Here is a 12,275-nt window from a genome sequence, read left to right as displayed (position 1 = left end):
CTACGCGAGCGGTCAGCCCCGCCCGGTGAGCTCCCAGGCGTCCTGCGACTGCGACTCCTGCGCCGACGCGTCGAACTGGTCACCCACGACGTCATCCCCGTAGCGGTCGCCGTCAGCGGCCGCCACCTCGCCGTCGTCGGCCGCGGCGGGCGGCTCCTCGCCGCGAAGCAGCGCCAGCGTGGCCGCCAGGTCGTCCGGCTTGACCAGGACGTCGCGGGCCTTGGAACCCTCGGACGGGCCGACGACGCCCCGCGACTCCAGCAGGTCCATCAGCCGGCCCGCCTTGGCGAAGCCCACGCGCAGCTTGCGCTGCAGCATCGACGTCGAGCCGAACTGCGTGGTGACGACGAGCTCGGTGGCCTGCAGCAGCAGGTCCAGGTCGTCGCCGATGTCCTCGTCGACCTGCTTCTTGGCGGCGGCGACGGTGACGTCCTCGCGGTACACGGGCTTGAGCTGGGTCTTGACGTGCTCGACGACGGCGTTGACCTCGGACTCGGTCACCCACGCGCCCTGCACGCGCATCGTCTTCGACGCACCCATCGGCAGGAACAGGGCGTCCCCCTGGCCGATGAGCTTCTCGGCGCCCGGCTGGTCGAGGACGACGCGCGAGTCCGCCAGCGACGACGTGGCGAACGCCAGCCGGCTCGGCACGTTCGCCTTGATCAGGCCGGTGACGACGTCGACGCTCGGCCGCTGCGTCGCCAGCACCAGGTGGATGCCGGCGGCTCGGGCCAGCTGGGTGATCCGCACGATCGAGTCCTCGACGTCGCGCGGGGCCACCATCATCAGGTCGGCGAGCTCGTCGACGATGACCAGCAGGTAGGGGTACGGCGCGATCTTGCGCTCGCTGCCGGGCAGCGGCTGGACCTTGCCCGCCCGGACGGCCTTGTTGAAGTCGTCGACGTGCTTGAAGCCGAACGCGGCGAGGTCGTCGTACCGGGTGTCCATCTCGCGGACCACCCACTGCAGCGCCTCCGCCGCCTTCTTGGGGTTGGTGATGATCGGCGTCACCAGGTGCGGGATGCCCTCGTAGGCGGTGAGCTCGACCCGCTTGGGGTCGACCAGGACCATCCGCACCTCGTCGGGCGTGGACCGCATGAGGATGGAGACGATCATCGAGTTCACGAAGCTCGACTTGCCCGCGCCGGTGGCCCCGGCGACGAGCAGGTGCGGCATCTTCGCCAGGTTGGCGATGACGTAACCGCCCTCGACGTCCTTGCCGACGCCCATCACCATCGGGTGGTGGTTGCCCCGGGCGGCCTGGCTGCGCAGCACGTCGCCGAGCGAGACCGTCTCCCGGTCGGTGTTGGGGATCTCGATGCCGATGGCGGACTTGCCTGGGATCGGCGACAGGATCCGCACGTCCGCGCTGGCCACGGCGTACGCGATGTTCTTGCTGAGCGCGGTGACGCGCTCGACCTTCACACCGTGCCCGAGCTCGACCTCGTACCGGGTGACCGTCGGGCCGCGGCTGAACCCGGTCACCTGCGCGTCGATGTCGAAGCTCTCCAGGACGCCGGTGAGCGCCTCGACGACGCGGTCGTTCGCCGCGCTGCGGGCCTTGTGCGGCGACCCGGGGGCGAGCACCTCGTTCGGGGGCAGGGTGTACGTGACGTCACCGGCGAGCGCCAGCTGCTCCACGCGCTGGGGCAGGGGCTGGGTGGGCGGGGCCTCCAACGGCGTCTTCGCCGCCGCCTTGCCCTGGGTCTCCCCTGCGGGAGCGCCGGATCCACCGGGGACGACGAGACCTGGCACGGGCCGCTTCTCCCCCGGACGAGGACCGCCGTCCGCGCCGTCGGCCGCGTCGGCGGCGCCCGCGCGGCCGCCCGTGCGCCCGGACCGCTTGTCGGGGACGACCTGCACGGCCTGCTCGAACGCCTCGTCACCGGACCCGGTGCCGGCGGCGGCACCGACGCGACGGCGACGTGGGCCGCGCCGCAGGGGCTGGGTCGGGGCGTCGTCGGCGACCGGCTCGGCCTCCGGCTCGGTGTGCCCGGTGAGCCGGTGGTACAGGCCCCGCAGCCGCTCGGGGATGGCGTGCACCGGCGTGGCGGTGACCACGAGGACGCCGAAGAAGCCGAGCATCACCAGCAACGGAACGGCGACCCAGACGGTCACGGCGGCCGCCAGCGGGGAGGAGACCAGGTAGCCGATCATGCCGCCACCGGCGCGCATGGCGTCGGCGCCGTCCGACGGCGACGCCAGGCCGCCGGCGACGTGCGTCAGGCCGCTGGCCGCGACCACCACGGCCGACAGGCCGACACCCATCCGGCCGTTCGCCTGGGTCCGCTCGGGGTGGCGCATGAGCCGGACCCCGGCCAGCAGCAGCAGGAGCGGCACGGCCAGCCCGACCCGGCCGAACGTGCCCGCCACGACGGCGTGGACGACGTCACCGAAGGAGCCCTCGAGACCCCACCACTCGCGGGCGGCGACGACGACGGCGAGGGCGACGAGGACCAGGCCCGCGCCGTCCCTGCGGTGGGCGGGGTCGAGGTCCCGGGCACCGCTGCCGATCCGGCGGGCCGTCCCGCCGACGACGTGGGCGCAGCCCATCCACGCGCCGCGTGCCGCCCGCAGCGGCAGGGGCAGGCCGGCGCCCTTCGACGTGGCGGGCTTGCGCCCGGCCGGGCGGGAGGACCCGCGGGTGGACTTCGTCGAACCGCCGCGAGCCCCCTGGCCCGTGCGGCGCGCCGGGGTGGAGGTGCGGCTGGCCATGCGGCCACGCTACCGCGCGGACCCCACGGGTCCCGGGATTCACAGCCGTCACACGCCGCACGCCCCGACGGGACCGCCCGAACGGGACAGCCTGACGGGACAGCCTGACGGGACAGCGCGGGGTGGGGACCGCCCCACCTCCACGACGGGGGCGGGCGCGAGACCGCTGCGGTGGCTGGCCGCGTTCCGCCGGGCCCCCCGGCGGCCGAGGCTGGGTGGGTGGTCACGTCACCTCTCCCCCCGTCCACGCCGGGGCTGGCGCCCGGGTCCGGTCGGCGGTCGCCGGCCGCACGCCGCGGGCCCCGGACGAGCCGGCTCCTGCTCGCGCTGGTCGCGGTCGCGCACGCGCTGCTGGCCCTGGCCCAGCCCGTGCTCATCGGCGGCTACCTCGACGGCCGGTTCGACTGGGTCGCCGCGCACGGGGTGAACGGGTCGTTGCTGCCGGGCGCGGCCGCGGTCGTCGTCGCAGCGGCGGGGCTGACCTGGGCCCGGGGCGGTGCGGGGTGGCCGACGGCCGCGGCGGTGGTGCTGTGGTGCCTGGAGGGCGTGCAGATGGTGCTCGGGTGGACGCGCGTGCTGTCGGTGCACGTCGTCCTGGGGGTCGTGGTGGTGGGTGGCGCCGTGGCCCTCGCCGCGTGGACGTGCAGCCCCGCGGCGGGTCGGCCACGGCGCGGGTGGTGGACGTGAGCGCCGGGCGACGGCCCCCGGCGCCACCGGGACCCGTGGTGACCCGTCGCTCCGTGCTGCGGGCCGGCGCGTGGGGCGCGGTGGCGGCCGGCGCGGGGGTGACCGCCGGGTGCTCCACCCACGGGTCGACGGGTGAGCTGCTGCGCAGCACGCGCCCGCTGCCCGCCCCGTTCACCCTGGCCCTGACCGTTCCGCCGGTGCTCGCACCCACCCCGGCGACCGCGCCGGACGTGGACACCTACCGGGTGGAGGCGCGGGTCACCGAGGTCGAGGTGCTGCCCGGCCTGCGGACCGAGATGCTGACCTACGGCGGCTCCTTCCCCGGACCCACCGTCGAGGCGCGCCGCGGCCGCCCGGTCCACGTCGAGCACGTGAACCGGCTCCCGGTGCCGATGGTCGTGCACCTGCACGGCGGGGTGGTCCCGGCCGGCGACGACGGCTTCCCGACGGAGCTGGTGCTGCCGGAGCCGACCGCGCAACGTCGGCACGCGCCGTCCGCACCGGGGCACGCCCACGGCGGCGACGGGCACCCACCGGGCGGCGCCGGGCACGTCCGCGACCCGCTGGCGAGGGTCAGCACGGGTCGGCGGGTCTACCGGTACCCGATGGACCAGCCGGCGGCCACGCTCTGGTACCACGACCACCGGATGGACTTCACCGGCCCGATGGTCTACCGCGGCCTGGCCGGGTTCCACCTCGTGCGCGACGACGCCGAGGAGGCCCTGGGCCTCCCCCGGGACGAGCACGAGCTGCCGCTGATGGTCGCCGACCGGGCCTTCGGCGACGACGCGGAGCTGCTCTACCCCTCCCTCGACCCGACGCTCACCCGGCAGCCCGGGGTCCGGGACCACGCCGTCGAGGGGGTCCTCGGGGACGTCGTCCTCGTCAACGGCACCCCGTGGCCGGTGGCCGACGTCGACGCGGCGGCGTACCGGCTGCGGGTGCTCAACGCGTCCAACGCGCGTCGGTACCGCCTCGAGCTGGACCCTCCCCCGCCGTCCGGGGCGGCGTTCACCCAGGTCGGCTCCGACGGCGGCCTGCTCGCCGCGCCGGTCGGCCACTCGAACCTCACGCTGGCCCCTGCGGAGCGGGTCGACGTGGTGGTGGACTTTTCCGCCTACCCCGTGGGCACCCGCGTGGTGCTGCGCAACACCCTCGGCGAGGGCGGCGCGGGCCTGGTGATGCGCTTCGACGTCGTCCGCCGTGGCCGGGGTGCGGCCGCCGCCGGTCGGGAGGTCCCCTCGCGGCTGGTGGACGTCGAGCGGCTGCGCGGCGAGGACGCCGTGGCGACGCGCGCCTTCCGGTTCACCCGCGGGCCGGTCACCGCGCGGGACGGCGACGGCGGGCACGCACCGTGGACCGTCAACGGCCGGGTGTTCGACCCCGTCCGCCCGGAGGCGGTGGTCCGGCCCGGGCAGGTCGAGCGGTGGCGGTTGGGGGGCGACCTGCACCACCCGGTGCACGTGCACCTCGCGGCCTTCCAGGTCGTGGCGCGGGGGTCGGGCGGGCCGGGGCCGATGGACGGCGGCTGGAAGGACACCGTGGACCTGCGGCCCGCCGAGCACGTCGACGTCCTCGTGCGCTTCCCGGACCTGCCGGGGCGCTACGTGATGCACTGCCACAACCTCGAGCACGAGGACATGATGATGATGGCGACGTTCGAGGTGAGGCGGTGATCCCGTCCGGCGTCCGTCGAGGCCGTCAGTCGAACAGCTCGTCGAGGAACGACTTGCGGCGGTGCTTCTTCCGGTACTCGTCGCGGTAGCCCTGCTGGTACGGCTGCTGCCGGTAGCCCTGCTGCTGGTAACCCTGCTGCCGGTAGTCCTGCTGCTGGTAACCCTGCTGCTGAGGCGCCTGCTGGTACTGCTGCGGAGCCGGCGGCGGCGCGCTCGCCGCGGCCGACGGCACGCCGTCGGCCCACCGCGCCTCGGCGTCGATGAGCTTCTCCAGCTCCCCGCGGTCGAGGAACACGCCGCGGCAGTCCGTGCACTGGTCGACGACCACGGCGTTGCGCTCGTACTGGCGCATCGCACCGCGGCACTTGGGGCAGGTGAGGTCCATGCCGGTCCAACCCCCGGGGTCCGGCGGTGGTTCCCGTCAGGCCTCGACGACCACCGGGATGATCATGGGACGCCGGCGCAGCTTCGTCCCCGCCCACCGGCCGACGACCCGCCGGACGACCTGCTGCAGCTGGTGGGTGTCGCTGACCCCCTGGCGACCGGCGTCGGCCAGCGCCTCGGAGATCGAGGGCCTGATGCCGTCGAAGATCGCGTCGTCCTCGGCCACCCCGCGGGCGTGGATCTCCGGCCCCACCACCACCTTGCCGGTGGCCGAGTCGACCGCGACGAAGATGGAGATGAAGCCCTCCTCGCCGAGGATGCGCCGGTCCTTGAGGTCGGCGTCGGTGATCTCCCCGACCGACGAGCCGTCGACGTACACGTACCCGCAGGGGACCGCACCGACGACCCGCGCGACGCCGTCCACGAGGTCCACCACGACACCGTCCTCGGCGATGACGACGCGGTCGGCCGGGACGCCGGTGGCACGGGCGAGGGCCGCGTTGGCGTGCAGGTGCCGGATCTCCCCGTGCACCGGCATGACGTTGCGCGGCCGGATGACGTTGTAGCAGTACAGGAGCTCGCCGGCGCTGGCGTGACCGGACACGTGCACCCGCGCGTTGCCCTGGTGGACGACGTCGGCGCCCAGGCGGGTGAGCCCGTTGATGACGCGGTAGACGGCGTTCTCGTTGCCGGGGATGAGGGACGACGCCATCACCACCGTGTCCCCCGGCCCGACCTGGATGCGGTGGTCCTTGTTCGCCATCCGGGACAGGGCCGCCATCGGCTCGCCCTGCGACCCGGTGCACATCAGCACCACCTGGTCCTCGGGCAGGTCGTCGACGGCCTTGACGTCGACCAGGACGCCGTCCGGCACGGTCAGGTAGCCCAGGTCTGCGGCGACGCCCATGTTGCGGACCATCGACCGGCCGACGAGCGCCACCTTGCGCCCGTGCGCGTGGGCCGTGTCGAGCACCTGCTGGACCCGGTGGACGTGCGAGGCGAACGAGGCGACGATCACGCGCCGCTGGGCGCCGGCGAACACCCGGTCCAGGACGGGGGCGATCTCCCGCTCGGGGGTGGTGAAGCCCGGCACCTCCGCGTTGGTGGAGTCGACCATGAACAGGTCGACCCCCTCCTCGCCGAGCCGCGCGAACGCGCGCAGGTCGGTGATGCGCCCGTCGAGGGGCAGCTGGTCCATCTTGAAGTCGCCGGTGTGCAGGACCGTGCCCGCCGCCGTCCGGACCGCCACCGCGAGCGCGTCCGGGATGGAGTGGTTGACCGCGACGAACTCGCAGCCGAACGGCCCGAGCTGCTCGACCTGCCCCTCGGTGACGGCCAGCGTGAGGGGCTTGATCCGGTGCTCGCGCAGCTTGGCCTCGATCAGCGCGAGCGTCAGCTGGGACCCGATCAGGGGGATGTCCGGCCGCAGCCGGAGCAGGAACGGCACGGCGCCGATGTGGTCCTCGTGGCCGTGCGTGAGCACGACGCCGACGACGTCGTCGAGCCGGTCGGCGATGTAGGAGAAGTCGGGCAGGATGAGGTCGACACCCGGCTGGTGGTCCTCGGGGAACAGCACCCCGCAGTCGACGACGAGGACCTTGCCCTGGTGCTCCAGGACGGCCATGTTGCGTCCCACCTCGCCGAGCCCGCCGAGCGGCACGACGCGCAGCGACTGCGGGTCGACCGGGGGCGGTGCGGACAGCTCGGGGTGCGGGTGGCTCACGGACGGCCTGCTTCCTGCGGGGTCGCGGCGCCCAGCCCTGCGGCGGCGAGCACCGTGCGGATCTCGGTGACGAGGTCGTCGCCGGCGGGGACGAGGGGGAGCCTGACGTCGCGGTTCGGCAGCAGGCCGAGCACCTCCAGCGCGGCCTTGACGGCGATGACGCCCTGCGTGCGGCGCATCACCACGTCCACGACCGGGGCGCACTCGCGCTGCACCCGGCGCGCGGTCACCAGGTCGCCGGCGTCCACGGCGGCGACCAGCGCCGCGAGCCGGGAGCCGATCACGTGCCCGGGCACGCTGACGACGCCGGCGGCGCCCTGCGCGAGGTGCTGCAGGTTCAGCTCGTCGCTGCCGGAGTACCAGGCCAGGTCGGTGCGCGCCATCACCGTGGCGGCCGCGTGCAGGTCGTCCTTGGCGTCCTTGACGGCCACGACCCGCGGGTGCTCGGCGAGGCGGAGCATCGTGTCCACCTCGATCGGCACGCCCGAGCGGCCCGGGATGTCGTACAGCATCACCGGCAGGCCGGTGGCGTCGGCGGTGGCGCGGAAGTGCGCGAGCAGCCCCTCCTGGGGGGGCTTGGAGTAGTAGGGCGTGACGACGAGAAGGCCGTGGGCGCCGGCCCGCTCGGCCGCCCGGGCCAGCTCCACCGTGTGCGCCGTGTCGTTGGTGCCGACGCCCGCGACCACGTGGGCGCGGTCGCCGACCGCCTCCAGGACGGCGCGCAGCACGGCGTCCTTCTCCGCGTCCGACGTGGTGGGCGACTCCCCCGTCGTCCCGCTGACGACGAGGCCGTCGTGGGCGTCGACGTCCACGAGGTGGCGCGCCAGGCGCGCCGCGCCGTCCAGGTCGACGGACCCGTCGGCGGCGAACGGGGTGACCATGGCGGACAGGACCGCCCCGAACGGGCGGGCCGGACGGTCCGGCGAGGCGTTGGGCATGGGGGCCACCGTACCGCTGTGCCAGGTGCGTCCCGGTGCCCCCGGGACCGGCTCGACGGTGTGGGACGGTGCGGAGGACGAGGCGTACGAGGACCCGGTGGCTCCCCGCTCGGGGGTTCGGGCAGCCACCGGGTCTCGAGGGCTCCATCGGGCGAGGGGACGGAAGCGTTACAGCCGGCACTGGGCCGATCGGGTGACGTGGCTCACTCGGACCGGGGCGGGGCTCCCGGGTCCTCGAGCCCGGCGGCGATGGCCCAGCGGGTGAGCTCCACCCGGTTGTGCAGGTGCAGCTTGCCCAGGACGTTCTGCACGTGGTTCTGCACCGTCCGGTGCGACACCACGAGGCGCTCGGCGATCTGCCGGTAGGACATCCCCTTGGCGACGAGCCGCAGCACCTCGATCTCACGCGGCGTGAGCCCCGTGCGCGGTGGCTCCCGGCGCGGCGGCGGTGCGGCCGAGACGCGCCGGAACTCGCCGAGCACGAGGCCCGCGAGCCCGGGTGTGAACACCGCCTCCCCCGCGGCGGTCCGCCGCACGGCGTCCAGCAGCGCCTCCCGGGTCGCCGACTTGACCAGGTACCCGCTGGCGCCGGCCTTGACCGCCTCGAGCACGTCCTCCTGCTCGCCGCTGGCCGACAGGACCAGGACGTGGGTGCCCGGGACGCCCGCGACGATCCGGCGGGTCGCCTCCACGCCGTCGACCTCCGGCATCTGCAGGTCCAGCAGCGCCACCGCGGGGCGGGTGGCGAGCGCGCGCCGCACCGCCTCCGCCCCCGTGGCGGCGGTGGCGACCACGTCGTAGCCCGCGTCCTGCAGGTCGCGGGCGACCGCGTCCCGCCACATCGGGTGGTCGTCGGCGACGAGCACTCTCACGGCGGCCTCGCCGTCCCCTGGCGGCCGGGGTGGCGCCGCGCCGGTCCGCTGCTCTCCCTGCACGTCCTCCTGCTCGTCCTCCTGCACGGCCGAAGCCTAGGCGGGCAGGGGGACGCGCATCTCGACCTCCGTCCCCGTCCCGGGTGACGAGGTGACGGCGACGACGCCTCCCACGTCCCGGACCCGGCCCCGCACGGACGAGGCGAGGCCCAGCCGTCCCTCCCGGGCGGCCTCGGCCTGCCGGCCGGCCGTCATGCCGACGCCGTCGTCCCGGACGGTGACCACGACGGCGGCCGGTTCCTGCTCGACCAGTACCCAGGCGCGGGCGCCGTCACCGGCGTGCCGGTCGACGTTGTCGAGCGCCGCGGCGACGGCGGCGGCGAGCTGCTCGGCGACGACGACCGGGACCGGCACGGGGTGCGCCGGCGCCGCGACCTCCGCACGGGGCACCGAGACCCCCCGGACGGCGGCGCGCAGGTCGACGAGGCCGCGTCCGGGTCCGGGTCCTGGTCCGGGTCCTCGTCCGGCGAGCGCACCCTCACCCGTCACCAGGTGGCGCAGGAGGACCTCCTGCTCGCCCGCGAGGCGTCCCAGGTCGGCGGCCTCTCCCCCGAGCCGTGCCCCGCGCCGCTGCACGTGGGCCAGCACCTGCAGGACCGAGTCGTGGATGTCGCGGGCCAGCCGCTCGCGCTCGCGGACGGCCGCCTCGACGCGCAGCGCCTCGGCCAGGGCCCGGCGGCTGCGGCGGTACAGGCCCGCGGCGTAGCCGACGACGGCGCCGGCCAGCAGCAGCAGGACGATGTTGTGGACGGTGCGGCCGTTGACCGGGTCCACGACGACGAGGTCGGCGGCACCGACGGCCGCGGCGGCCAGGACACCGCCCCACCAGCCGCGCCACACGGCCCAGGCGAGCACGGAGGCCGCGGGCCAGGTGAGCGGGAGGGTGGAGGCGCCCTCGCCGACGCGGGTGACGTCGTCCACCCACCGGGTCGACAGCACCGCGGCGACGGAGACGACCAGGTCGGCGACGACGAGACGCCCGGGCCGCGAGCGCCGCAACCACACGTAGCCGGTCCAGACGCCCATCCCGACCAGCACGGCAGCCGCCGCCACCGGGCGGCGGTAGGCGCCGTGCGTGAGGACGAAGGTCAGGACGGCGTAGGCGAGGGAGGCGACCCGGAAGACGTCGACCCCGCGCCACAGCGCGGTGACCAGACCGAAGTCGTCGTCGCCGGGACGCAGCCGCGTGCCGAAGGCGCCGTCCGGCGAGCCGGCGCGGCGGGCGCCGGGCCGCGCCAGGCCGCGCGTCCGCGCCCGGTGGCCAGGGCCCGTCACCCGGCGCGGCGACCGTCCGCGACGCCGGGGTCCCCGACGTCCGGCTCGACGTCGAGGGCGTCGTCCACGGCATCCGGCTGCACCTCGGCGGCCGTCCCGTCCACCACGTCGACCGGGGGGTCCTCGGACGCGGCCGCCGGGTGCCCGACCGACGCGGCCGGTGGGGCGACGCGTCCACCCGGCGCGCTGGCACCCTCGCCGGCGGCGTCACCCGCCGGGCCGGTGCCGCTCGTGCGCTGGCGCAGGGCGGCGGCCATCCGCTCCTTCATGGTCGCGGCGTACTCGTCCACGTACTCCTGGCCGGACAGCCGCATCAGCTCGTACACGATCTCGTCGGTGATGGACCGCAGGACGAAGCGGTCGCCCTCCATCCCCTCGTACCGCGAGAAGTCCATCGGCGGACCGATGATCATCCCCACCCGCCGGATACGCGGGATGCGCCGGCCGATGGGCTGGACCTCGCGCGTGCCGACCATGACGACGGGCAGCACCGGCACCTTGCCCTCGAGCGCGAGCCGCGCCACACCCGTCTTGCCGCGGTAGAGCCGGCCGTCGGGGCTGCGGGTCCCCTCGGGGTAGATGCCGAGCAGGTCACCGGCGGCGAGCACGCGCAGGCCGGTGCGGATCGCGGCCTCCCCGGCCTCGCCGCCGGACCGGTCGACGGGCACCTGGCCCGCTCCCCGGAAGAACCCGGCGGTCAGCCGGCCCTTGATCCCGCGGCCGGTGAAGTAGTCGGACTTGGCGAGGAAGGTCATCTTCCGCTCGACCATCAGGGGCAGGAAGAAGGAGTCCGAGAAGGAGAGGTGGTTGCTCGCCAGGATCGCGCCGCCCTCGGACGGGACGTGCTCACCGCCGACCACCCAGGGCCGGAACAGCGCACGCAGCAGCGGACCGAGGACGATCCGCTTGAGCACCCAGTAGAACACCGTCCTCCGTCCCGCCGCCCCTGCGGCTGCCACTGCCCCCGCGGTCGGCACCGGCGGTGCGCCGGCCCTCGCGCAGAGCGAACGCAGAGCGAACTCTGCCAGACGGTGCGTGGTCCCGCGTGCCGCAGCACCGACCACCGGGACACGGCGGACGCGCCCCGGCCCCCGGGCGTCCCGCCACGCGGACCGGCACACGGACCGGCACACGGACCGTCTCGACCGCCGCTCACCCGGCGTGCCACGATGACTCCGTGCCGGTGATGCGCGGGGCCGAGCCCTTCTCCCACGACGGTGGTGACGTCGGGGTGCTGCTGTGCCACGGGTTCACCGGGACGCCGGCCAGCATGCGTCCGTGGGGCGAGCACCTGGCCGCGGTGGGGTTCACGGTCCGCGCCCCCCGCCTGCCCGGGCACGGGACCACCTGGCAGGAGATGAACCGGACCCGGTGGCCGGACTGGTACACCACCGTGGACCGGTCCCTGCGCGAGCTGCGCGAGCGCTGTCGCGCGGTCGTGGTCGGCGGCCTGTCGATGGGTGGGGCGCTGGCGCTGCGGCTGGCCGAGGAGCACGGCCCGGCCGTGGCGGGGTTGGTCCTGGTGAACCCGGCCGTGCACCTCGAGGACCGCCGGCTCGTCGCGCTCCCCGTGCTGCGCCACGTCGTGGCGTCGCTGCCGGGCATCGCCAGCGACATCAAGAAGCAGGGCGAGGTCGAGCTCGCCTACGACCGCACGCCGCTGCACGCCCTGCACTCCATGCTCGGCCTGTACCGGGAGGTCGTCCGCGACCTGCCCGAGGTCACGGCGCCGCTGCTGCTGATGCGCTCGACCGTCGACCACGTCGTGCCCGCGTCCAGCAGCGCGCTCGTCCTGGCACGGGTGTCCTCCACCGACGTCGAGGAGGTCGTGCTGGAGGAGAGCTACCACGTGGCGACCCAGGACCACGACGCCCAGCGGATCTTCGAGCGGACCGTCGAGTTCGTCGAGCGCGTCACGACCACCGCGACCAGCAGGCGCTGAGCA

Annotated in this window: 10 protein-coding genes; 3 read left to right on the top strand and 7 right to left on the bottom strand. The window is 75.1% G+C overall.

What is annotated here, in order from left to right:
- Window positions 1–12: 12 nt before the first annotated feature.
- Entirely contained in the window at window positions 13–2,715 is a 2,703-nt protein-coding gene (locus tag ACYVQV_RS05645; protein ID WP_461022288.1) for a DNA translocase FtsK, read from the bottom strand.
- A gap of 219 nt (window positions 2,716–2,934) precedes the next feature.
- Here ACYVQV_RS05645 and ACYVQV_RS05640 point away from each other — a divergent pair, with 219 nt between their 5' ends.
- Both ACYVQV_RS05640 and ACYVQV_RS05635 read left to right on the top strand, forming a co-directional pair.
- Complete coding sequence (locus tag ACYVQV_RS05640) at window positions 2,935–3,402, top strand: hypothetical protein (RefSeq protein WP_461022287.1); 468 nt, start codon at window positions 2,935–2,937, stop codon at window positions 3,400–3,402.
- A gap of 38 nt (window positions 3,403–3,440) precedes the next feature.
- The gene (locus ACYVQV_RS05635) at window positions 3,441–5,078 is read left to right on the top strand and encodes a multicopper oxidase family protein (protein WP_461022286.1); all 1,638 of its coding nucleotides are present in this window, start codon (window positions 3,441–3,443) and stop codon (window positions 5,076–5,078) included.
- A 25-nt stretch (window positions 5,079–5,103) separates the two neighbouring features.
- Here ACYVQV_RS05635 and ACYVQV_RS05630 read toward each other — a convergent pair whose 3' ends face one another.
- From ACYVQV_RS05630 to ACYVQV_RS05605, 6 genes are all read right to left on the bottom strand, one after another.
- Window positions 5,104–5,463 (bottom strand): TFIIB-type zinc ribbon-containing protein, encoded by a 360-nt coding sequence (locus tag ACYVQV_RS05630; protein ID WP_461022285.1) that lies wholly within the window; start codon window positions 5,461–5,463, stop codon window positions 5,104–5,106.
- Between the two features lie 36 nt (window positions 5,464–5,499).
- Complete coding sequence (locus tag ACYVQV_RS05625; RefSeq protein ID WP_461022284.1) at window positions 5,500–7,185, bottom strand: ribonuclease J; 1,686 nt, start codon at window positions 7,183–7,185, stop codon at window positions 5,500–5,502.
- On the bottom strand, window positions 7,182–8,123 hold the full coding sequence (dapA, locus tag ACYVQV_RS05620) for a 4-hydroxy-tetrahydrodipicolinate synthase (protein ID WP_461022283.1): 942 nt from the start codon (window positions 8,121–8,123) through the stop codon (window positions 7,182–7,184). Before dapA ends, ACYVQV_RS05625 begins: the two co-directional genes overlap by 4 nt.
- A 203-nt stretch (window positions 8,124–8,326) precedes the next feature.
- Entirely contained in the window at window positions 8,327–8,995 is a 669-nt protein-coding gene (locus ACYVQV_RS05615; RefSeq protein WP_461022375.1) for a response regulator, read from the bottom strand.
- A 96-nt stretch (window positions 8,996–9,091) separates the two neighbouring features.
- Window positions 9,092–10,330, bottom strand: coding sequence for a MacS family sensor histidine kinase (gene macS / locus ACYVQV_RS05610; protein ID WP_461022282.1), 1,239 nt, complete (start codon window positions 10,328–10,330; stop codon window positions 9,092–9,094).
- Window positions 10,327–11,256: a lysophospholipid acyltransferase family protein gene (locus ACYVQV_RS05605; protein WP_461022374.1), complete on the bottom strand. Its 930-nt coding sequence runs from the start codon at window positions 11,254–11,256 to the stop codon at window positions 10,327–10,329. Before ACYVQV_RS05605 ends, macS begins: the two co-directional genes overlap by 4 nt.
- Before the next feature lie 251 nt (window positions 11,257–11,507).
- On the opposite strand from ACYVQV_RS05605, the gene ACYVQV_RS05600 reads away from it, so the two are divergent.
- Window positions 11,508–12,272, top strand: coding sequence for an alpha/beta hydrolase (locus tag ACYVQV_RS05600; RefSeq protein ID WP_461022281.1), 765 nt, complete (start codon window positions 11,508–11,510; stop codon window positions 12,270–12,272).
- The last annotated feature ends 3 nt before the right edge of the window (window positions 12,273–12,275 follow it).

It is taken from the genome of Thalassiella azotivora (assembly GCF_054781695.1).
Note: the sequence above shows the minus strand (reverse complement) of the source record. Positions and strands in the feature narration are given on the sequence as shown.

What these genes read in the sequence shown, in the direction of transcription:
- ACYVQV_RS05645 (WP_461022288.1), bottom strand. Translation starts at nt 2,715, where the DNA reads ATGGCCAGCCGCACCTCCACCCCGGCGCGCCGCACGGGCCAGGGGGCT.
- ACYVQV_RS05630 (WP_461022285.1), bottom strand. Translation starts at nt 5,463, where the DNA reads ATGGACCTCACCTGCCCCAAGTGCCGCGGTGCGATGCGCCAGTACGAG.
- dapA (WP_461022283.1), bottom strand. Translation starts at nt 8,123, where the DNA reads ATGCCCAACGCCTCGCCGGACCGTCCGGCCCGCCCGTTCGGGGCGGTC.